The sequence below is a fragment of the Variovorax glacialis genome, from assembly GCF_051216375.1.
Classification (GTDB): Bacteria; Pseudomonadota; Gammaproteobacteria; order Burkholderiales; family Burkholderiaceae_C; genus Variovorax.
This window is the reverse complement of the sequence record NZ_JBPJZT010000004.1, coordinates 253,468-274,578: the sequence shown is the minus strand read 5'-3', so window position 1 is coordinate 274,578 and position 21,111 is coordinate 253,468. Positions and strand designations below refer to the sequence as shown.

21 protein-coding genes and 2 tRNA genes are annotated in these 21,111 nt (G+C 64.8%); 8 read left to right on the top strand and 15 right to left on the bottom strand.

What is annotated here, in order from left to right; translation table 11 throughout:
- Window positions 1–4: 4 nt before the first annotated feature.
- The 3 genes from ACSFBL_RS12995 to ACSFBL_RS12985 all read right to left on the bottom strand — a co-directional run bounded on the left by ACSFBL_RS12995 (window position 5) and on the right by ACSFBL_RS12985 (window position 1,833).
- Window positions 5–673: a YceH family protein gene (locus ACSFBL_RS12995; RefSeq protein ID WP_435516195.1), complete on the bottom strand. Its 669-nt coding sequence runs from the start codon at window positions 671–673 to the stop codon at window positions 5–7.
- A gap of 14 nt (window positions 674–687) precedes the next feature.
- Complete coding sequence (locus ACSFBL_RS12990) at window positions 688–1,251, bottom strand: YbhB/YbcL family Raf kinase inhibitor-like protein (RefSeq protein ID WP_435516194.1); 564 nt, start codon at window positions 1,249–1,251, stop codon at window positions 688–690.
- Between the two features lie 159 nt (window positions 1,252–1,410).
- Entirely contained in the window at window positions 1,411–1,833 is a 423-nt protein-coding gene (locus tag ACSFBL_RS12985; protein WP_435516193.1) for a hypothetical protein, read from the bottom strand.
- On the opposite strand from ACSFBL_RS12985, the gene ACSFBL_RS12980 reads away from it, so the two are divergent.
- Complete coding sequence (locus ACSFBL_RS12980) at window positions 1,832–2,056, top strand: hypothetical protein (protein WP_435516192.1); 225 nt, start codon at window positions 1,832–1,834, stop codon at window positions 2,054–2,056. The two genes, ACSFBL_RS12985 and ACSFBL_RS12980, sit on opposite strands and share 2 nt — an antisense overlap.
- Window positions 2,057–2,200: 144 nt before the next feature.
- Window positions 2,201–2,590 (top strand): hypothetical protein, encoded by a 390-nt coding sequence (locus tag ACSFBL_RS12975; protein ID WP_435516191.1) that lies wholly within the window; start codon window positions 2,201–2,203, stop codon window positions 2,588–2,590.
- 34 nt (window positions 2,591–2,624) lie between these two features.
- Here the strand turns inward: ACSFBL_RS12975 and ACSFBL_RS12970 are convergent.
- The 7 genes from ACSFBL_RS12970 to ACSFBL_RS12940 form a co-directional block, all read right to left on the bottom strand.
- Window positions 2,625–2,712, bottom strand: a tRNA-Ser gene (locus tag ACSFBL_RS12970).
- A gap of 38 nt (window positions 2,713–2,750) precedes the next feature.
- Entirely contained in the window at window positions 2,751–3,437 is a 687-nt protein-coding gene (locus ACSFBL_RS12965; protein ID WP_435516190.1) for a TetR/AcrR family transcriptional regulator, read from the bottom strand.
- Window positions 3,438–3,452: 15 nt separating this feature from the next.
- On the bottom strand, window positions 3,453–4,715 hold the full coding sequence (gene hemW, locus ACSFBL_RS12960; protein WP_435516189.1) for a radical SAM family heme chaperone HemW: 1,263 nt from the start codon (window positions 4,713–4,715) through the stop codon (window positions 3,453–3,455).
- Window positions 4,706–5,305, bottom strand: coding sequence for an RdgB/HAM1 family non-canonical purine NTP pyrophosphatase (rdgB, locus tag ACSFBL_RS12955; RefSeq protein WP_435516188.1), 600 nt, complete (start codon window positions 5,303–5,305; stop codon window positions 4,706–4,708). The genes hemW and rdgB overlap by 10 nt, the downstream gene beginning before the upstream one ends.
- A 34-nt stretch (window positions 5,306–5,339) precedes the next feature.
- Window positions 5,340–6,068 carry a ribonuclease PH gene (gene rph, locus ACSFBL_RS12950; protein ID WP_435516187.1) on the bottom strand — a complete coding sequence of 243 codons (729 nt, stop codon included), beginning with the start codon at window positions 6,066–6,068 and terminating at the stop codon, window positions 5,340–5,342.
- 26 nt (window positions 6,069–6,094) lie between these two features.
- Complete coding sequence (locus tag ACSFBL_RS12945; protein ID WP_435516186.1) at window positions 6,095–7,000, bottom strand: PP2C family protein-serine/threonine phosphatase; 906 nt, start codon at window positions 6,998–7,000, stop codon at window positions 6,095–6,097.
- Window positions 6,997–8,004 carry a serine/threonine protein kinase gene (locus tag ACSFBL_RS12940; RefSeq protein ID WP_435516185.1) on the bottom strand — a complete coding sequence of 336 codons (1,008 nt, stop codon included), beginning with the start codon at window positions 8,002–8,004 and terminating at the stop codon, window positions 6,997–6,999. The genes ACSFBL_RS12945 and ACSFBL_RS12940 overlap by 4 nt, the downstream gene beginning before the upstream one ends.
- Window positions 8,005–8,094: 90 nt before the next feature.
- Between ACSFBL_RS12940 and ACSFBL_RS12935 the strand changes: the two genes are divergently transcribed.
- From ACSFBL_RS12935 to ACSFBL_RS12920, 4 genes are all read left to right on the top strand, one after another.
- Complete coding sequence (locus ACSFBL_RS12935) at window positions 8,095–9,009, top strand: YicC/YloC family endoribonuclease (RefSeq protein WP_435516184.1); 915 nt, start codon at window positions 8,095–8,097, stop codon at window positions 9,007–9,009.
- Window positions 9,010–9,020: 11 nt separating this feature from the next.
- Window positions 9,021–9,641, top strand: a complete 621-nt coding sequence (gene gmk / locus ACSFBL_RS12930; protein ID WP_435516183.1) for a guanylate kinase — start codon at window positions 9,021–9,023, stop codon at window positions 9,639–9,641.
- Between the two features lie 24 nt (window positions 9,642–9,665).
- Window positions 9,666–9,869 (top strand): DNA-directed RNA polymerase subunit omega, encoded by a 204-nt coding sequence (rpoZ, locus tag ACSFBL_RS12925; protein ID WP_028249368.1) that lies wholly within the window; start codon window positions 9,666–9,668, stop codon window positions 9,867–9,869.
- Window positions 9,870–9,961: 92 nt separating this feature from the next.
- Window positions 9,962–12,214, top strand: a complete 2,253-nt coding sequence (locus ACSFBL_RS12920; RefSeq protein WP_435516182.1) for a RelA/SpoT family protein — start codon at window positions 9,962–9,964, stop codon at window positions 12,212–12,214.
- A gap of 5 nt (window positions 12,215–12,219) precedes the next feature.
- Here the strand turns inward: ACSFBL_RS12920 and greB are convergent, their stop codons facing one another.
- The gene (gene greB, locus ACSFBL_RS12915) at window positions 12,220–12,792 is read right to left on the bottom strand and encodes a transcription elongation factor GreB (protein WP_435516181.1); all 573 of its coding nucleotides are present in this window, start codon (window positions 12,790–12,792) and stop codon (window positions 12,220–12,222) included.
- 266 nt (window positions 12,793–13,058) lie between these two features.
- Window positions 13,059–13,571: a hypothetical protein gene (locus ACSFBL_RS12910; RefSeq protein ID WP_435516180.1), complete on the bottom strand. Its 513-nt coding sequence runs from the start codon at window positions 13,569–13,571 to the stop codon at window positions 13,059–13,061.
- A gap of 110 nt (window positions 13,572–13,681) precedes the next feature.
- Between ACSFBL_RS12910 and ACSFBL_RS12905 the strand changes: the two genes are divergently transcribed.
- Window positions 13,682–14,503 carry a hypothetical protein gene (locus tag ACSFBL_RS12905; RefSeq protein WP_435516179.1) on the top strand — a complete coding sequence of 274 codons (822 nt, stop codon included), beginning with the start codon at window positions 13,682–13,684 and terminating at the stop codon, window positions 14,501–14,503.
- A 68-nt stretch (window positions 14,504–14,571) separates the two neighbouring features.
- Here the strand turns inward: ACSFBL_RS12905 and ACSFBL_RS12900 are convergent.
- Window positions 14,572–14,648 (bottom strand) — tRNA-Arg (locus ACSFBL_RS12900).
- A gap of 226 nt (window positions 14,649–14,874) precedes the next feature.
- On the opposite strand from ACSFBL_RS12900, the gene ACSFBL_RS12895 reads away from it, so the two are divergent.
- A complete protein-coding gene (locus ACSFBL_RS12895; protein WP_435516178.1) occupies window positions 14,875–18,093 on the top strand; it encodes an ATP-binding protein in 3,219 nt (1,072 codons plus the stop codon).
- Here ACSFBL_RS12895 and ACSFBL_RS12890 read toward each other — a convergent pair.
- Window positions 18,058–19,827: a hypothetical protein gene (locus tag ACSFBL_RS12890; RefSeq protein ID WP_435516177.1), complete on the bottom strand. Its 1,770-nt coding sequence runs from the start codon at window positions 19,825–19,827 to the stop codon at window positions 18,058–18,060. The genes ACSFBL_RS12895 and ACSFBL_RS12890 overlap by 36 nt on opposite strands.
- The gene (locus ACSFBL_RS12885) at window positions 19,824–21,092 is read right to left on the bottom strand and encodes a saccharopine dehydrogenase NADP-binding domain-containing protein (RefSeq protein WP_435516176.1); all 1,269 of its coding nucleotides are present in this window, start codon (window positions 21,090–21,092) and stop codon (window positions 19,824–19,826) included. The genes ACSFBL_RS12890 and ACSFBL_RS12885 overlap by 4 nt, the downstream gene beginning before the upstream one ends.
- Between the last annotated feature and the right edge of the window lie 19 nt (window positions 21,093–21,111).

The window sequence follows — 21,111 nt, the reverse complement described above, 5'->3', positions numbered from 1 at the left end:
GCAGCTACTGATCGCTCTCGATGCCCAACTCCGAAGCCATTCGCTGGACCAGCGCCTTCAGGCCCGCGACCTCGGTCTCGAGCCTTGCCACATTGGCCTTCAGCGCTGCGAGTTCACCCAATGACACGTCGGCGACGGGCTGCAGAGTGGCCACGGATGCATCCTCGGCCGGCGTGCCGCTCAGCAGGTGCGCCCAGCGGCTTTCGCGTGAACCCGGCAGACGCGGCAGCTTCACCACCAGCGCGCCGGCCGGCCGTTCCGCCATCTCGTCGAGAAAACCCTCCACCGCCGAGATGTCGGCGAAGTTGTGCATGCGATCGGAGGCGATGCGAAGCTCGCCGGCCGTCTGCGGCCCGCGCAGCATCAGCACCGTCAGCAGGATGATCGACTGCGATGGAATCCGGAGCACGCCGTCGATGTTGTGCGCGTACCGGAAGGCCCGGCCGCCGCTCGTCTCCGATACCAGGCTGTAGCCCTTGAGACTGTCGATGGTTGCCTGCGCATCGGCATCGGACACCTCCAGGATCGGATTGCGACTCGTCTTCTGATTGCAGCCCGCGACGATCGCATTGAGCGTCAGCGGGTAGCTGTCGGGCACCGTGCGCTGCTTCTCGGCGAGCACGCCGAGCACGCGGGTTTCAAGGAGGGACAGCGTAGGGAGCGGACTGGACATGGGGTGCGATGGCCCTACTTCTTTCTTCCGAAGGTTCCGGTCGTGGTGGCCTTGCCGATCGCATTGGCATTGACCACGAAGCCCACGAGCGAGGCCGTCGGATTGGGCGGCAACTCGAGCTTGTCGACCTTGAGGGCGTAGAGCGTGGCGTGGTAGCGATGCGGCTTGTCGCCAGCGGGCGGACACGGGCCGCCCCAGCCCGGCGCGCCGAAGTCCGTGCTGATCTGCCGTGCGCCTGCGGGAAGCTTGGCGCCTTCGGCGGTGCCCGCGCCCTCCTCGAACGATGTCGCCGTCGCGGGAATGTCGATGACCACCCAGTGCCAGAAGCCGGCGCCGCCTGTCGGCGCGTCCGGGTCGTGGACCATCAACGCGAAGCTCTTGGTGCCTGCGGGGGCGTGCTCCCAGCGGAAGGTCGGGGAAATGTTCTCTCCAGCGCAACCGAAGCCCTTGAAGACGTACTTGTTGTCGATGGGGCGGCCATCGTGCAGATGCGGGCTGGTGAGGCGGAAGGTCTCCGCATGAGCGGTCAATGCGGCGAGGCCCAGGGCCAGCGCGCCGGCGCAGTATCGGATGTTCATCAGGCGTCCCCTCTGACTGAAGGAGGGCCATTAAAACCCGAAGTCTTCCGACAGGGAAGTCTTGCATCGGGCAACAGGAAATCCGAAAGAGCTGACCTTCTACGAGATCGAGTCGGCTCGACTGACTTGCCAAGCAAGCAGCGGCAACCTCGATCGCCTTCACGGCGGCGTGAACCTGCCGCGCCGCGCGGGCCACCGGTTGAGGGCCTCACCGACCTCGCGTGCCTGGCGCTCGCGCTCCTGGGCGCGTGCCTCGGCCGGCGATGCTTCGGTCCGCACAGGACCGCCGCGCAGCACGCACCACCACGTCTGCAGGTACATAGGCCCGTTGCCCTTGGCGCCACGGGGCGGGTGCACCTCGATCCCCGTGAGCAACACGCCCGTTTCATTCAGTCCGAGCAGCTTGACCTTGTCGAGCACCGGCAACGCGTACTGCTCTCCGTCGGCCTTCAGCAGCACGGCCATGCGGTTGTTGAACCCTCGCGGCTGGACACGCAGATCGCCTCGCACAGGATTGGCTTCGATCGCCGGACGATCCAGTCGGATTCCCTCGCGGCGGCAGCGGTAGACGATTGCAAACATGGACGTGACAATCGTACTGGATGGGCATACAGTATTTCGCATGGAACGCGAAATTTGGATCGCCGTATGCGCCCACCGGCTGCAGAGACAGTGGCGCACTGTGGACCCCGAGCAACTCGACGAAGTTGCAGAAGAGTTGTGGCGAGACGAGCGCTTGCGAGAGCTTTCGCCCGAGGCGGCTGCAGTCGCCTGGTTGGGGCCAATCCTGCCGCTGCCGTTCTGAAGTCAGGGACGTCGATGGTCGTCAAGAACACGGCATCGCGCGCTGACGGGCCACGGCTCTTTAAATGCCGCGCCTTATTGGCGTGGCTGGACGCTGTTGGCCCGAGAGTGTAGGGTTCGCCCGATCGAAATCGAGGAGCCCTTCATGCGAACTACGCAGCAAATGAGCGTCACTCCGCCGAACGATGTAGCGGACATTGCGAGGAGCAAGGCGCAACGCGTTCTTTGTTCAATCGTCGGCGCGTTTGCCGTCTGGACGCTGGCGGCTTGCCAGAATCCGACGCCAAGTCCGTCGATCGGTGTCGGCAATCCCTATCCCGTCAGCAACTACGTTTGCGACGGCATACGCTTGGCTGTGCGCTTGATGGGAGACAGCGCCTCCGTCTCCGTTGACGGAGCGGCCGCCATCGATCTTCCCGCGATCGGAAAGTCGGGGACCACATTCTCCAACGGACGCCAAACGATGATCATCGAGCAGGGTCGCACGTCGTGGGCCGTGGGGCGCGCCACGCCGGTTTCGTGCACTGGCGGCTAGCAGCTGTCGTCCGGCATTGCACGACAAGACCGTATGGCGGAGAGTGTGAGATTCGAACTCACGGACGGTTGCCCGTCGGCAGTTTTCAAGACTGCTGGTTTAAACCACTCACCCAACTCTCCTGGACTGCCTTCATGCGCATGAAGGCAGGGACGGGATTTTAGTCGCTGCCTTGATCGGGTTTCGCGGGCGCACCTGCCGGCGTCGGCGCCCAGCCGCGCATCACGAGGTCCAGGATCCCTTCGGCCCAGACGCGCCGCTCCTCAGGCCCTGCCAGGGGCTTCGAAATGAAGAAGCGCACTCCGCCAAAGGCAAGCGTCGATAACTGCACCGCAGCCAGTTCGGGCGAAGGCACGTGCAAGGTCCCCGCCTTGTGTGCTTCCGCGAGGTATTCCACGACAGGCGCAAGCACGTAGCTGTTCTCCGCGTAGAGCGACTTGGCCAGCTCCGGAAAGCGCACGGCTTCGGCGATCACCAGGCGCAGCAAAGCCAGCGTCTTGGGCTCCGTCGCGCCCAGGTACATGCGCTCGATCAGATCGAGGAGCACCTGCCGCTCGTCGGCGCTCGGTTGTACCAGCGTGGCCTGCATCGTCTCGCGGGCGTTGCTCACTGCACGATGGACGACTTCGCGAAACAGGGCTTCCTTGTTGTCGAACTGCCGGTAGATGGTGATCTTGGCTACGCCCGCCTCGCGTGCGATGGCCTCGATGCTGGTGGCGGCATAGCCTTTGTCCAGGAAGGACTCGAGGGCGGCGGCAAGGAACGATTCACGCAGCGCGATGGCCTGCTCCGGGCTGGGACGGCCGCGCGAACGGCGTTTGATCTCTGGGGATTCGAGGTTTTCCATGGCTTTTCGGGTCGCTCAGGTGTCGGGCAGGAAGATAGCCTGAAGGTCACTCAGGAAATCGTACCCCCGGGTGGTCGGCCAGACGCGCGAGAGATCCCGTTCGATCAATCCCTTGCGTTCGGCCTCTTCGAGACCGCGCTGGATGGCAGTGATGGCAAGACCGGTGCGTTCACCGAACTGCGCCAGCGTGAAACCTTCCCTCAGCCGCAGGGCGTTGAGCATGAATTCGAATGGCAACGCGGCAATCGCGACATCCTCGCTTTGCGCGACGGCATTCGATGCAATGGCGTTGTCCATATAGAGGCGTGGCTCCCGAAATCGAACCTGCCGGATGATGCGATGCGCGAAGCTCAGTTTGCTGTGGGCACCGGCACCAATGCCGAGGTAGTCGCCGAACTGCCAATAGTTGAGATTGTGCGCGCACTGATGGCCCGGTTGGGCATACGCCGAAATCTCATAGCGGCCAAGTCCGCGTCCGGCGGTGCGCTCGGTGATGCGGTCGAGCATGGCGTAGGCGGTGTCGTCCTCCGGCACCACGGGCGGGAACTTGGCGAAGTAGGTGTTGGGTTCGATCGTGAGGTGGTAGACCGACAGATGCGGCGGCGCCAGCGTCAGGGCCTGGTCCAGATCCTCGTCCAGCCCTTCCAGGGTCTGGCCGGGCAGCGCGTACATGAGGTCGAGGTTGAAGGTGTCGAACGCGGCGGCGGCCTCTTCCACCGCGGCGAGGGCCTGGGCGCGGTCGTGCACGCGGCCGAGCGCCTTCAGATGGTCGTCGTTGAAACTCTGCACGCCGACCGACAGGCGGGTGACGCCGGCCGCCCGGTAGTCACGGAAGCGATCGCGCTCGAAGGTGCCGGGATTGGCCTCCAGCGTGATCTCGCATTCGGGCGTGAGCTTGAGTCGCGCACGGAGGTCGCCGATCAGGCGGTCGATCGATGCCGGCGAGAACAGGCTGGGCGTGCCGCCGCCGATGAAGATCGTGTGCACGGTGCGGCCCCAGATCAGGGGGAGCGCGGCATCCAGGTCGGCGACGAGGGCGTCGAGGTAGCGCTGTTCGGGCAGTGCGTCGCCGTCGCCTCGCCACTCGTGCGAATTGAAATCGCAGTACGGGCACTTGCGCAGGCACCACGGGAGGTGGACGTAGAGCGACAACGGCGGCAGTGCCGAGAGCTGCAGCGATCCGGGCCGCATCATGTGAAGTGCGTCGTTCGCACTGCCCGCGCCGGTGGAAGCCTCCTCGGCGTCTTTGGAGATCGGGATGATGGCGCTCACGACCACCGCTCGCGCATCAGGGCCAGCATCGCGCGCGCCGCCTGTCCGCGATGGCTGTTGGCGTTCTTCACGTCGGCAGGCAGTTGCGCGAAGGTCTTGCCGAACTGCGGCGAGAACATCACGGGATCGAAGCCGAAACCGTTGTCGCCCACGGGTTCGCGTGCGATCTCGCCAGCCACACGGCCTACTGCGATGAGCGGCTCGGGGTCATCCGCACCGCGCAGCGCCACCAGCGTGCTGACAAGGGCTGCGCGTCGGTCCGCCTTCGAGGCCAGTTGCTCGAGCAGCGCACGCACATTGTTGGCATCGCCCTTCTCGTATCCGAATTGGGTCGCATAGAAAGCGGTGTCGACACCCGGCAACCCGCCGAATGCCTCGACGCAGAGGCCCGCATCGTCGGCGATGGCCGGCAGGCCGGTGACGGCCGAGGCGTGGCGTGCCTTGGCGAGCGCGTTCTCGACGAAAGTGCGGTGTGGCTCCTCAGCCTCGCCGACGCCGAGTTCGGACTGGCGCACGAGCGTGACGTCGAGCGGCGCGAGCAGGGCCTGCAGCTCCGCGAGCTTGCCTGCGTTGTTGGAGGCCAGGACCAGTTTCATCGTCGGCGTGCGCGGGTGCGCGTCTTCTGTGTAGTCAGCTCGAAAGCGCCTGCTTCTGCAGCGCAGTCAGTTCGGTGATGCCTTTTTCGGCCAGCGCCAGCAGCGCATTCATCTCTTCACGCGAGAACGCCGCGCCTTCGGCCGTCCCTTGCACTTCGACGAAGTGGCCGGCGCCCGTCATCACCACGTTCATGTCGGTGTCGCAGGCCGAGTCTTCGATGTATTCGAGGTCGAGCAGCGGCGTGCCCTGCACGATGCCCACCGAGATGGCGGCGACGTGGCCGCGGATGGGCGACGCCGGAATCTTGCCGTCGGCGAGGAGCTTGTTGACCGCGTCCTGCGCGGCGACGAAGGCGCCGGTGATCGCCGCCGTGCGGGTGCCGCCATCGGCCTGAAGCACGTCGCAGTCGAGATGGATAGTACGTTCGCCGAGCGCGGCCAGGTCGAACACGGCGCGCATCGAGCGCCCGATGAGGCGCTGGATTTCCTGGGTGCGGCCGCTCTGCTTGCCACGGGCCGCTTCACGATCGCTGCGCGTGTGCGTGGCACGCGGGAGCATGCCGTATTCGGCCGTGACCCAGCCCTCACCGCTGCCGCGCTTGTGCGGCGGCACCTTTTCCTCGACGGAGGCGGTGCACAGCACACGCGTCTGGCCGAACTCGATCAGCACCGAGCCCTCGGCATGGATGGTGAAACCGCGCGTGATGCGCACCGGGCGCAACTGGTCTGCGTCGCGGCCGCCGCTTCGAACGAAAGCTGTCATGGTGAAGAACGAAAGATGAAGAAAAACTAGCCCTTGCGGGCAGCGGACCGCTTGATGGCCTCGTTGATCTCGGCGATCGAACGCTCGATGGCGTCTTCGTCGAGGTCGTCGAGCTCGCTGTCCGAAGGCATACCGGCCTGGATCGTCGAGGCGAATACGCCGTCGCTGATGCTGTCGGTGGACACGCCCCGCTTCTGGCCCGGGGCGTCGGGTGTCTCCCACTCGAGCGCGATCAGCGTGACGTTGTCGCTGTGGGTGCCGCCGTTGCGCAACGCCATTTCGGCGAGGTCCGGCGCGGCATCGGAAACAGGCTTGCCCGACGAGAGGATGTGCACGATGACGCTGTCTTCGAGCACGCCCCAGACGCCGTCCGAGCACAGCATGATGCGGTCGCCGCGCTGCAGCTGGAGCGGCGGCGACACGTCGAACAGCGGCGGCGTGGGCGAACCCAGGCAGGTGAGCAGGAGGTTGCGATTGACGGGCTCCGGGCCGGCATTCGCGCGCGGCCGCTCGGCGTGCGAATGGTCGCGTGTGCGCATGAGCAGTTCGCCGTCGCGCACCACGTACAGGCGGGAGTCGCCGCAGTGGATCCACGTCGCCGTCGTGCCCTGGATCACCGCGGCGACCACGGTGGTGCGCGGCGTGTCTAGCATTCCCTTGTTGCCGGCGTAGCGCATGATCTGCTGGTGAGCGGCCATGACGGACGCCGTCAGGAAGGCCTTGACGTCCTTAACGATGGGACGCGCCTCGCGCTGGTAGAGGGCGGCGATGGTCTGCAGGGCCAACTGCGCCGCCACCTCGCCTTCCGGATGCCCTCCCATGCCGTCTGCCAGCACGAACAACCCCGATTCGCGCGTGTAGCAATAGCCCATGCGGTCTTCGTTCTTGAGACGACCGCCCTTGCGGCTGACCTGGAATACCGAAAATTTCATGCCGGACGTGTGGTCGGTGCTGCCGCTTTCGGCAGCCCCTTCTTTTCAAATGAGCGCATGTTGTCGATCGAAAGTCTTACTTTTTCGCCGACAGTGAGCTTGGTGTAGCGACGCTCGCCCTCGCGGCTCAGCTCCTTCTGGAGCGCGAACACGGATTGCGGACGGGACAGCGGGTCGAGGGACATGCACCATTCGACCACTTCGATCAGGTTGTCCGAGTAGATGCCGCGCAGGCGCGAAAGCGACAGGCCGAGGCGGTCCTTCTCGATGCGCTGCGGCGCGTCGTTCGGGGGATAACCCTGCATGCATGCGTAGATGCAGGCGCCGATGGCATAGATGTCGGTCCACGGTCCCATGGAGGAATCGCGACGGTACATCTCGGGCGCCGCGAAGCCGGGCGTGTACATCGGTCGGATGAAGTTGCCCTCCTTGGAAAGCACCTCGCGCGCCGCGCCGAAATCGATCATCACCGCCCGGTCGTCGTCCGTCACGAAGATGTTGGCGGGCTTGATGTCGAGGTGGAGCATCTTGTGCTGATGCACGATGCGCAAGCCACGCAGGATCTCGTCGAACAGCGAGCGGATCGTTGACTCCCTGAATACTTTCTGCTTCTTCAGGTCGCGGGCGGTGACGATGAAATCCTGCAGGGTCGCGCCCTCCAGGTAGTTCATGACCATGTAGACGGTCTCGTTCTCGCGGAAGAAATTCAAGACGCTCACCACTGAGGCGTGCGAGATCTGCGCGAGGGAGCGCCCTTCCTCGAAGAAGCTTTTGAGCCCCAGCCGGTAGAGCGACAGCTTCTCGGGCGGCACCTGCGGTGCCAGTTCGCCCGTGCCGCGCGTTGCCAGCGACGAAGGGAGGTATTCCTTGATCGCCACCTGCTGGCCACTCGTGTCGACGGCGAGGTAGACGACACCGAAACCACCAGCGGAAAGCCGCCGCACGACGCGATAGCCGCCAATGACCGTATCAGGCAGCAGGGGCGAAGGTTTGACCTTTGACATAATCCGGGAGTTTCGCCCGAAGGCGATGGTGCGGCAAGCGAACGCTGTGCCGACGCCACGGTGGAAGCAACAAATACACAGCGAGGCGCAATGCCAGTTTACAGCATGACCGGCTATGCCAGCGGCCAAAGCGGCCCAGCAGGCAGCCACTCCGAAGCCGATGCGCGGCCCCACGGCGCGAACCGGCTCGGGGTCGAGATCCGCTCGGTCAACAGCCGATTTCTCGACCTGACTTTCAAGTTGCCCGAGGAACTTCGCCAACATGAACCGGCCCTGCGGGACCTGCTCACGGCAAAGCTCAAGCGCGGCAAGGTCGAGGTGCGCGCGGCGATCGACAACGCGTCCAACGCCGGCATCGGCGAGCCTTCGACCAAGCTGCTGCAACGCCTGAACGGATTGCAGGACAACATCAAGGCATGGTTGCCGAGCGCGCGCGATCTCAGCGTGGCGGACGTGCTTCGGCTCGCCGCCGGCGACACTGCGGCCAAGGGCGAATGGGGTCCCGAACTGACGGAAGTGACCGAGAAGACCCTCAAGGCGCTTCTGTCGGCGCGCGAACGCGAAGGCGCCCGTCTCGGCAAGATGCTGCAGGATCACCTCACCCAATTGCGCGCACTGGCGACGCAGGCCCTGCCGCTGGTCCCGCAACTCGTGGAGCAACAGCGCACGCGCTTTCTCGAGCGGTGGCAGGAAGCCATGGGGCTGAGCGGCGGCACGCCGCCGGAAGCGGCCCAAGACCGCGCCCTCACGGAAGCCACGGCCTTCGCGATCCGCATCGACGTCGCCGAAGAGCTGACGCGCCTCAATTCGCATCTCGACGAGATCGAGCGCCTCGTGAAGAAGGGCGGCGAGATCGGCAAGCGACTGGACTTCCTCATCCAGGAACTCCACCGCGAGGCCAACACCCTCGGTTCGAAGTCGGCGACGCTCGAATTAACGCGAATCGGCGTCGACATGAAGGTACTGATCGAGCAGATGCGCGAGCAAGTCCAGAACATTGAGTAGAGAAGCAGCCAATGGACTATCCCGGCAATATCTTCGTGGTCGCTGCGCCCAGCGGGGCAGGCAAGTCGAGCCTGGTCAAGGCCCTGATGGAACTCGACTCCGCCGTCCAACCTTCGGTCTCGCACACCACCCGGCCCCCTCGGGGCCAGGAAAAGCACGGCCGTGAATACTTTTTCGCTTCCCATTCGGAGTTTGATTCGATGGTGGCCGCCGAGGCCTTCGTCGAATGGGCGCACGTGCACGGGCAGCGCTACGGAACATCCAAGAAGGCGATCGAGGAGCGCATCGCCCAGGGCGCGGACGTGATCCTGGAAATCGACTTCCAGGGCGCGCTTCAGATCCGAAAGACCTTCTCGAATGCAGTGATGATCTTCATCCTGCCGCCGAGCTGGGAAGAGTTGCGTTCCCGCCTGGAACGCCGCGGGGAGGACAGTGCGGCGATCATCGAACTGCGCCTGCAGAATGCTGCCGAGGAGATGGCCCGCGCCAGCGAGTTCGACTTCGTTATAATCAACGAGGTATTTGAGCGCGCACTTTTCGACTTGAAGGCGATAGTCCACGCTCAGCGGCTCCGCTACTCCGCACAGCGCCGCGCGCGAGCAAGCACCTTTGCCGCATTGAACATCCCCTGACTTCCCCACCGCCGAAAGATCCTCATGGCCCGCATCACCGTCGAAGATTGCCTGCAACACATTCCGAACCGCTTTCAGCTCGTGCTCGCCGCCACGTACCGTGCGCGCATGCTGAGCCAGGGCCACGCGCCCAAGATCGAGAGCAAGAACAAGCCCGGCGTGACCGCGCTGCGCGAGATCGCCGAAGGCAAGATCGGCCTCGAAATGCTGAAGAAGGTACCCGGCTGAGTTGATGCAGTCGAGCAACAAGGAAGCACCGTACGCGGTGCTTTTTTTTGGCCAGAATGCGTCCCATTGGCTTGCACGCTAAAGTGGCAGCCATGAGTGCCGTCGTCAAGTCCCAGTCCGAGGCCCCGTCGAGCCCCCGGCCGAGCCCGGCGGCATTGAACGCGGCCGCCGCCAGTTTCGCGGCGCTGACCGATCGGCTGGACTATCTGGGTGCAGAGGACATCGATCAGGTCCGTCGCGCCTACCGGTTCGCGGACGAGGCGCATCTGGGGCAGTTGCGCAACAGCGGCGAGCCCTACATCACCCATCCGATCGCCGTGGCGGCCCAGTGCGCCGAATGGAAGCTCGATGCACAGGCCCTGATGGCCGCGCTGCTGCACGACGCGATCGAAGACTGCGGCGTGACGAAGTCGGAGCTGATCGAACGCTTCGGCGCTCCGGTCGCGGAACTGGTCGACGGCCTCACCAAACTGGACAAGCTGCGCTTCAATACGCGCGAGGAAAACCAGGCGGAGTCGTTCCGCAAGATGCTTCTGGCCATGGCGCGCGATGTGCGGGTCATCCTGGTCAAGCTGGCGGACCGCACGCACAACATGCGCACGCTGGACGACGCGCCGCGGGAAAAATGGGCGCGGATCTCGCGCGAAACGCTCGAGATCTACGCGCCCATCGCCCATCGGCTCGGCCTCAACCAGACCTATCGGGAACTGCAGGACCTGTCGTTCCGGCACCTGCGACCCTGGCGCTACGCCATCCTCGCGAAAGCGGTGGCCAAGGCACGCGGCCGACGCCGCGACCTGATCCAGAAGGTGCAGCAGGAGGTCGAAACGGCCTTCTCGGCCGCCGGCATGAGCGTGCGGATCGCCGGGCGCGAGAAAACGCTCTATTCCATCTATCGCAAGATGGATGAAAAGCACCTGAGCTTTGCCCAGGTCACCGACATCTACGGTTTCCGGCTCATCGTGCCCACGGTGATTGCCTGCTACACCGGCCTCGGCATCCTGCACCAGATGTACAAGCCGCTGCCGGGCAAGTTCAAGGACCACATCGCGATCGCCAAGCTCAACGGCTATCAGTCGCTGCACACGACGCTGGTGGGCCCCGCGGGCGTCAACGTCGAATTCCAGTTGCGCACCGAGGCGATGCACGTGGTGGCCGAATCCGGCGTGGCAGCCCATTGGCTCTACAAGGCCGCGGAGCCCCAGGCGGCGACCAGTGAGCGGCTTGGCGCGAGATGGCTGCAGTCGCTGCTTGACATCCAGGACGAAACGCGCGATGCCGCCGAGTTCTGGGACCACGTCAAGGTCGACCTCTTTCCCGATGCCGTGTATGTGTTCACGCCCAAGAGCCAGATCATGGCGCTGCCACGTGGAGCGACGGTGGTCGACTTCGCCTATGCGATCCACAGCAACATTGGTGATCACACTTCCGCCGCGCGCATCAACGGCGACCAGGTTCCGCTGCGAACCGAGCTGAAGAACGGCGACGTGGTCGAGATCATCACGGCGCCGGTGTCCACGCCGAACCCCGCGTGGCTCGGATTCGTGCGCACCGGCCGCGCGCGATCGAAGATCCGCCACTATCTCAAGACGCTGGCCCATGCTGAATCCGAAGGCCTGGGCGAAAAGCTTCTTGCCCAGGCGCTGCGGGCCGAGGGCCTCGGCAACCTGCCGGGCGACGACGCGGAACATCAGCAACTCTGGGACAAGCTGCTGCGCTTTACAGGCAACCGCACGCGCTCCGAACTGCTGACCGACATCGGGCTGGGCAAGCGCATCGCGAGCATCGTTGCGAAGCGACTCATGGCCTTACTCGCCGAGCGCGGCGAAAAGCCCGATGCGCTCATGCTGAGCCGCGAGCGCTTCACCGCCCACGAGGGGGTCTCACAAGGTGCCGTCACGCTGGACGGGAGCGAGAACTCATCGGTCCGCTTCGCGTTGTGCTGCCGTCCGATTCCGGGCGACTCCATCGTCGGTTACCTTGGCCACGGCGAAGGGCTGGTCGTGCACACCGACGAGTGTGGCGTCGGCCAGCGCCTGCGCTACAAGGACAGCGAGCGTTTCTTCGCGGTGGAATGGGCCGACGATCCCGTCCGCACATTCGAGACCGGCGTCGTGATCACCGTGCGAAACGACAAGGGCGTCCTGGCCCGCGTCGCCGCGACGCTGGCGGATGCCGAGGCCGACATCACGCACGTCGAGATGGCTGACGAAACACCCCAGGATTCGACCGACCTGCGTTTCGTGATCGCGGTACGGGACCGCACGCATCTCGAAGCCGTGTTGCGCGCCGTCCGCCGGACCTCTTCGGTCCTCGCCGCGGCCCGGACGATTCCCGCGCCCTGAGCCGCTCAGGCGGCGCCGTTCGAAGACAGCGGGTAGCTCACCGACAGCACTTCGATCTCGTGCACGCCGCCCGGCGTCGCGAGCTTGACGACATCGCCTTCCCGCGACTTCAGCAATGCGCGTGCGATCGGCGAAATCCAGCTGACCTGCGCTTGCGCGCTGTCCGCCTCGTCGATGCCCAGGATGGTGACTTCGCGCTCCTCGCCGGTTTCGTCGGCGTAGCGCACCGTGGAGCCGAAGAACACCTGGTCGCTCCCGTGGTGCACGGAAGGATCGGTGACCTCCGCGACTTCGAGCCGCTTCGTCAGGAAGCGGATCCGGCGGTCGATTTCGCGCAGCCGCTTCTTGCCATAGAGATAGTCCCCGTTTTCCGAGCGATCACCGTTCTTGGCCGCCCAGTGGACCGCTTCGACCACCTTGGGACGATCCTCATCCATCAGCTGAAGCAGTTCAGAGCGCAGTCGGGCATAGCCGGCGGGCGTCATGTAGTTCTTGCCGCCCGCTGGCAACGGCGGCAAGGCGCCCTCGCCGCCGTCATCGTCGTCCGTGTCGCTTTCTTTGGTGAATGCCTTGCTCATTGCTCACAGCGGCCCATGGCGGGCCCGGCGGCGGTTGTATCACAGGCAGCGGACGCGAGCGACGCCTCCGTGTGCCGACGCGCCACGGGCGGCCGCAGTCGGCCGGACGTCAGGACCGGCAGGGTCGGATGGTCTCGGCAGCGTCGGTTCGTCGCCGTCGGGCTTCTGCGGATTCGGCTCGTTCTGCCCCGGCACCGGCTCCGGTGGGGGTTCGTTCTGACCGGGTATCGGCAGGTCGCGCTTGCGCACTGCGCAGTAGGCGAGCTTCAGGTCGCCTGGACGGGCGCAGGCGGATCGAGCGATTGCGGTTCCTGTGGGGGCGCCTCCTGCTGGACCTGCGGAACATCGTCCGAAATTGCCAACGCCCGTTTGCCCAGATCACCACGTGCGATCCCCCTGACGAGGTGGCGCGGCACATGATGGGTTTTCTTCAGCTGGGCCAATGCCTCGCTGCGAGCGGGCTCGGAAGCCGGCAGGAACATATGCAATGCACTCATCGTGATCGTCCCCATGAGCGCCAGGCTGTGAATGCGGCCGGCCTGCCTCGACGGGCGGCGCAGCGAAGTCCCGAAGCGGCCCCTGGCGTCGCCGCGGCTCATTATTACCCCCGGGAATTGGGCCGGGCAGAAGCGGCCATGCCGGCAGTAGTGTTGCTGGCTCGGTGAAAAGAGCGCCCCGCCTCGGCGTTTCTTGACCTTCATCTTCAGTTGCCGTCTTACAAACGAGGCGCGCCAGGCGTACGACAAAAGCTTTCCAAGGAATCCGACAGGATCGGGCATGGGCGGGCGTTGCCTGTCCGATGCGGTCAGACCTGTCCAAGGGCCCTTCAAGCACCCGCGCTCGGGCGTGAAACGGCGGGAATTTCTCAACCGATCACCAGGAGTCCAGCATGTTGGCGACCACCGCGAATTCCATTTGGCCCGCTGTCTGGCCCGCTACGGTGCAAGCGGTTTCCTATGCGCAAGTGGGGGACTTCTTCAAGATGCTGGTGCAGCGCGAAAAGTCCGACTACGCTGCTTGCGAATTCTGCCGAACCGTCAACAGCCAGTATGCGGTTCGCTGCAGGACCTGCGGAGGGAAGATCTCTCCGCCCAGCGAGGAGGACACAGTGTCTGAACCTTTCAAGCCGGCCCGTACTACATCGTCGGACGCCCGCGCACTGCGCAAAGTTTTGACCATGGTTCTGGTCCCACCGATGATCCTGTTCGCGAGCTTCGGCGCGTGGCATCAACTGGAATTCGAGAACCCCGACTCGGGTGCCGCAAACGCCAAGACGTTGCCCTTGTCCGTTTCGGTCGCGCCAGTTCCAATTGCAGTCGGCTCTTCACAGGACAGGTTGGTCTCGGAGCTGCTGACTGCCAGAAGGACTATCGGCCGTGAGGAAACCGACGGGAATGCGGGGCCGCCGTCGACCGAAGTACAGACTGAAGTCATGGAGCAGGACGACACCAATCACGTCTTGAATGGTGGGTCGGCGCTGCCCCGCGTGGCGAAGTCGAGTCCGTCCCGTACGAAGGACACTGGGGCTGGATCAGGCCGGCAACGGCAAGATGTTCTGGCGGGATGCAGCGGGCTGAGCTTCTTTGCGCGCGCCGTATGCGTCAACAATCGATGTGCGGAGCCCAAGGCGGCACGCGTCGGGCAGTGTCGCGAAGCAGTGCGGCAGCGGCGCATCGATGAGGCGCGTCGTAATCCGGTTCTGATGGGGTAATCGAGCCGAAAGGTCTTGCGCAAAGAAAAATGGCCTGAAGGTGAAAACCTTCAGGCCATTTCGAAGAGTGGTGCGGCTGGCAGGAATTGAACCCACGACCCCTTGGTTCGTAGCCAAGTACTCTATCCAACTGAGCTACAGCCGCACAGCTTGCGAGTATAGCATCCATTTCGGACCCTTCTCAGAGCACCCGAAATTCTTCGGCTTAACGCGGCTTCAGGTCAACGGCGGGTCGAGCGCAGCGACGCCCAGCGTTATCTTGACTTATGCGGGTGTTAGTATGTAAGTTCTACATGCGCCGCGTTAGTTAACATGCGCGCTCGAAAGGTGATCAATCACTGCCGATGCTGCTTGAAAGGCTCCGTCGCGACATGTCCACGCTGTGCCCGCGATGCGGTTCCGAGTCCCGTGCTTCTGCGCGCTATTGCGACCAATGTGGCGCGGCGCTCCCCACGACGTCGATCGAACGTCCCGAGTTGCGCCAGGGCACCGTCCTGTTCTGCGACCTCGTGCAGTCGACACGACTCGCCAACGTGCTGGACCCGGATGACCTGAGACTCGTTTTCTCGTCGATTCATCGCGTTGTCCGCGAAGTCTCGCGCCGCCATTCCGGGTACATCGTGCGATTCGTCGGCGACGGGGCTTTTGTCGTCTTCGGGTATCCCGCCGTGCAGGAGGACTCCGCCGAGTCGGCCGTGCGTGCCGGCATCGACTTCGTCCACTCGATCCGCTCGGTGATCGCACCGCCACCCGCCGTTCTCGAAATGCGGGTCGGCATCGCATCGGGCACCGTCGTGATGGGCGAAATGATCGATGGCGCGGCGATCGACGAACAGTCGGTGACCGGGCCCGTCGCGCATCTTGCGGCGCGCCTTGTCTCCTCCGCACCGCCGAGCGGCGTCGTGCTGTGCGACCAGACCCGTCGCCTGGTGGGGCAGCGCTTCGAACTGCATCCGATGGGTGATCTACGCCTGGCCGGATTCCCTGAGCCGGTGACCGCCTGGCGCGCGTCGGCCGAGTTGCCGTCACTGTCGCGCTTCGAAGCGCTGCGCAAGGGGCAAGGGGCCAGCCAGTTGATCGGGCGCGAGACACTGCTCGCGGAACTCGCCGCGCAATGGCGGCTGGCCTCCGAAGGAAATCCGCAAGTGATCGAACTCGTCGGCGAAGCCGGCGTGGGCAAGTCGCGCGTTGCGCGAGCGCTCGAGCAATCGCTCGCCGAGGAGCAGGTTCAGCACATCGACCTCCATTGCACCCAGCGAATGCAGAACGCACCGCTGTATCCGCTCGGCGTGCTTCTGCGTCGCCTTGCGGATGTGCAACCGAGCGATGACGAGGCCACCATACTGGACAAAACGCGCCTGCTGCTCGCCGGGGCAGTTGCCGCCGACATACCGGAGAACGCACTGCGTTACCTGCGCCCCGTCCTGTGGCCGCAGGCGTCGGGCACGACGGGCGAGGACAGCCCCGAACTCGAGCGCGAGAACACCGTCAAGCTGCTCGTCTGGCTGATGCACACGCTCACCGACCGCCGCCCGGTGCTGCTCATCGTCGAGGACCTGCACTGGTGCGACGCCACGACCGCGTTGGTGCTCCAGCGGGTGATCGAAGGCTCCGCCAATCAACGGCTGATGATTCTGGTGACACGGCGCGACGAAGCCGGCACCTTCCTCGAGGCGCTGCCGCATGTCGTGCGCAAGGATCTCGAACCCCTGGACGGCGAGGAATCACGCAAGCTCGTGCAGCACCTCGCTTCTGGCGGGGCCATCGCGCAAAGCGCTGTCGACAGCCTGGTGTCGCGCGGCGAGGGGAACCCGCTCTTCCTGGAGGAATTGACCAGGGCTGCCCTGGAGAAAAACGCCGGATCAGTCGCAGAGATTCCGGGCACCCTGCAGACATTGATTCAAGCCCGACTCGACCGGATGCCCGCGCTGAGGGCGCTTGTTCAGTCCGCCGCGGTGCTGGGCCGCGAGTTTTCGCCGCACCTGCTCGTCCGGCTGGCCGACGAGAGCGGCGACATGGCGGGGCCGATCGGCAGACTCATCGAGGAAGGCATCCTCATCGCCACGAGCGCTGCGTCCTATGGCGCACTGCGTTTCCGGCATGCGCTCATCCACGACGCCGTCTACCAGACCTTGTTGCGTGGCGACCGGCAGCGATTGCACGCCCGGGCCGCCGACCTGCTGCAGGCCAACGAAGGTGATGCGCCGGGCGAGGTCCCGCTCGACCTGCTCGCTCACCACTATGCCCAGGCCGGCCAGAGCGAACGTGCAGCTCAGACGCTCATCGACGCGAGCCGCATGACCGCCGGGCGCGCGGCCTACGAGGAATCCATCGGCCACGCCAAGTCGGGGTTGAATGTCGCCGAGCAGATCGGCGACGCGCGGGCCCAGCGTTCGCTGCGCCGCGCGCTGCTCTCGCAATTGGGGCATTCGCTCACTGCCACGCGGGGGTACACGGCCCCCGAGGTCGAACAGGCCTTCGCCGAGGCCATGTCGCTTTGCGATGACACGACGCCGCCCGAAGATGCCTACCCCGTCATCCGCGGAAGCGGCACGCACTACCTGGTGCGCGGCCGCATCGTCCGGTCGGAAGAACTCGCGCAATCGTGCATCCGCCTGGCCGAACGCTCCGGCCGCCTCGATCTGCTGATCGACGCACTCGCATTTGGCGCCTACCCGCTGGCCTACCTGGGCCGGCTCGACGAAAGCCAGGAACGCCTGGACCGCTGCCTGAAGCTCTACCAGACGGAAAAAGGCAACAGCTTCACCTACCCGAACGTGCAGGAACCCGCGACCGCGGCGTGGGCGATGATGACGACCACCGCCTGGATGCGCGGCGACCTCCTGGCGGCGGAGCGAGCGGCGTCGGCACTCGAGGAACACCTGTCGAGGCTGAAGAGTCCGTTCGACAACAGCTACGGAAAGATTTGGCTTGCGGCATCGCGACTCCTGCAGCGCCGCTTCACGCATGCGGCGGAACTTGCCACGGCAGGCCTCGCGATCGCGCAGGAGCGGGGCTTCCAGACGTGGATCCCGGCCGGGATGATGCAACTGTGCATGGCCCAGGGCGCACTCGGCACAGCGCCTGAATCGGTGGGGACCTTGCAGTACCTGCACAAGGCCTTCATGGACGCCGGTGCCGAAGTCAGCGCCACCTACTACTCGTGGGGGATCGCCTTGTCGCTCATCTCCGCGGGCGATCGCGAGGGCGCGCGCGCGGTGGCCGAACACGGCCTGCAGCGCGCCGAGCAAGGCGAGGAAAGCTACATGGCCGGCGAGTTGGGCGTTCTCCTGGCGCAGCTCGAGGATGACCGCAGGCGCGCAGCCATGTATCTGCGGAAGGCGATCATGCATGCCCGCGCGCAGGGCTCATTGACCGTCGCACTCCGGGCTTCCGCCCTGCTGCTCCGCCTGCTGGATGACGCGAGCTATCGCGACGCCGCGCAACTGGTGCTGGGGGTCCTCGACGGCACCGTGCCCGTACCGGAAGATCCGGAGTTCGTCCGGGTGATGCTTGCCCATTTCGAGGCAGGCGTGGCGGCTGCCACGTTGACCTCAAACGAGCCCGTCGTCCACCTTCAGGTCCACTGAGGATTTGCCGACGTACCAGTCGCCTGTCGGCATGGTGATGGGCTCGCCCTGCATGAGTCGGCACAACTGCCTGAACGCACAAGGCAGACTTTCATGATCCTTGAGGGTCAGCGTAGCGACCCCTCTCGGGAATATCGCCCGCAAGCCCTGAAGCGTGAAGGTCCCCGTGATCCATGCAAACGGCAGCGGGCGGTTGTCGATGGCAGCCACCTGGATGGAATGAAAGCTGTCCAGGCCGTCGGCGAGCACGTCACGGGCGAACGACCTCCTGAATTCCCGATGCGAGAAGTCGCTTTGCCGCCATCGGGGACCCGCGGCGAGAGACACGCCGAACGAATCGACCGGCTCGGCATTGCAATACCAATCCGCAGGGATGGGCGGCAGCTCGATGTCGGCGATGCGAACACCCGGCGTCCCCGGTGCGAGTGAGGCCAGTTGTTCGATCCCCGCGATGTCGAACAGGGGCGAGCCCCTGTCCCGTCCGCCCGAGGACGTCGAAAGCACCGCATCCCCCCGTTTGTCGACGAAGCGCGCCATGCGCTTCTCGAACCCCTGATACTCCCGTCCGATCAGCTTCGACCACGGGTTGTCGACAAAGATGGCCGGCACGAACACCGCGGGATCGCGCGCCTGCGCACTCCCGTCGTCGACGCGGCCGACCAGCACGCGCATGAGGAGTTCGAACTGGGACTCGAAGTAGTCCGGCTCGTCGGTCGGAACGTCCTTGCCCCAGTACATCCGGCCGTAGCGCACCAGCTCGATCACCAGCGACCGGGCCGCGGGCCGGTACTTGAACGACATGGCATCCGCGGGATCGGGCGCGTCGAGATGGAAGTTCAAAGGCCTGATCAGGTCCTCGAGCAGATCGTCGGCGTCGGAGCCATAAGGTCTCAGATCAACCCGCATGCCGACGAACTCGACATCGGTGAACCGGTAGCCAGTCGCGGAATAGGGCTTGGGCTGGCGTGTCCATGCCGGCGCGGGGATGGGCGCAGGCGGATGCGCAGCCGCGGGTGGTGGCGAATGCCTGGTCCCTCCGGCATAACCTGCCTGACGCGGCTTTGGCGTCTGGCCGGGCTGTCGCTGAAGAACCTGCTCAAGCCTGTCATTCAGGACACCTGACCAGGCAAGCGACAACTCGAAGTGCTCTCCTGAAAAGGCCTTCAGCTCTGGCAGGATGGTGTCGTGCACCTGCATCGAAACAACGCTCTCCAACCTTGCCAGCGAGTCGCGCAAGGTGTGAACGGTCTCGGCGAGGGCAAAGACTTCCCTGTCGGGCGATCCGACTGCCGGAGAGAGCGCCATCGTCGAATAGACGACGGGAAAGGACTCGCGACTCGCAACGACACTGTCTGTCTCGCAGAACCGCACGCCCGAGAGCGTGATGAGCACAGGCGCCTCGGGATCTTCGGGCTCGTCGCCGGTCATCGCCCTGAGCGGCGCCCGGACCGTCATCGAGTTGCTGGCGGGATGCAAGGTAATCAGGGTCTCGGCGGCGGGAATGCCGCGCGCGCGAAACGCATCGCCCCAGGCGACGACATTCGTCAAACCAAACCTGCACTCCAGGACGCGTTCATTCTCGTCCTTCACGCTCGAGATGAGGACTGCCATCGCCTTCGGCCTTTTCCGGTCGCGAATGACATCGACCGCAACGGCGTAGGCCTCCGCCCCCGTCTTCTTTGTTGTCGTCATCACGCCGTACCAGAAGTGTTCGGTGTCGGCGTCCTTGTTCATGACTGCACCTCCGGGACAGACACGCTGCGGTCCTGGAATTCGCATCTGACGAACAGATCCTCCGACGTCTGCATGGGCGAAACCCCGATGTCGAACATCTCCGCAGGCGTGCACCACCCGACCGGGTTCTTCTTGCTCAGGCCTTCGACCACCCCGATCACGCAGTCGGCGGTGTAGTCGTAGGGATCAGGCGTCTCCATGCGCCAGTCGATCAGGGTGCGCCCAGCACCGTCGTCGATCTGGAGAAGCACCGTGTGGCGATCTTCCTTTCGCTCCTGTGCGTTCGGCCCTTCGGGCAGCATGTCCACCTGGGCGCGAACCAGCCGGCGCCACGCCGGCAAGGCATACAGCGGCGCCGAAAAGGCACCCAGCTGCACGAAGATGCGCGCCCCTTCGGGCATTTCGATGAAGCTCTCGATGCGGTGCCCGAGGATGTCCGTGTTGCGGGCCAGTGTGACGCGGGCGGTGAGCAGGTCCAGCAGGTTCACCAGCATGGCAATGCGGCGCGGCGAACGCTGGCCGCAGCGCGCCTCCTGCTTCGAAACGTCGCCGAAGTCGAACTCGCGTTCGATCTTGCCGCTCGGTTCGTACTCAAGCTGGTACTCACGCTCGGACGTGGCCTGAGATTGCAGCCCCTGCTTCTGTAGCGCCCTCTTCGATTTGTCCTGCTCCTTCACGACCGAGCGCACGACCATCGTCCGCTCGCGGATGGAGCGCCATGCGGTCTGCGCGCTGCCACGCGACACGTACTTGACGTGGGAGTACGCGATCCGGACGGTTCCGATCTCCTTGACGCGTTCCTCGGCGAGCTTCTTGAGGGCCGACGCGAGCATGACGTTGGATGTGGTCGCGCAGTGGCCGGCGCCGCCGACCAGTGCCACACCGCACTGCCTGGCGATGTAGCCGAAGTCATCAAGACGCCGGTAGACGTCCGCCTCGCCGTTGATGTCGACGTAGTGGCACCGGTTGCGCAGCGCCGCCTTCACGAGCGGAATCGCCGTCGCTTCGAATGGCCCCGCGGCATTGATGACAGCGAACATGCCGCTGCCGCCAAGCACCGCATCCAGACCTTGATCGTCATCCAGCGCGACGACCCTTGTCTGCACGCCGAGCTCGCGCCCCATTCGGGCCAGCGCGTGGACATCGCGTCCACCCAGCAGGAGTTCGAACCTGCTGCCCTCATCCTTCCATTTCCTGGCAGCGGCCTCCGCGACGATGCGTCCGGAAAACCCGTTGGCACCGTAGAGCAGGATCTGTTGAAACATGGCAAATGCCTCCAGAGAT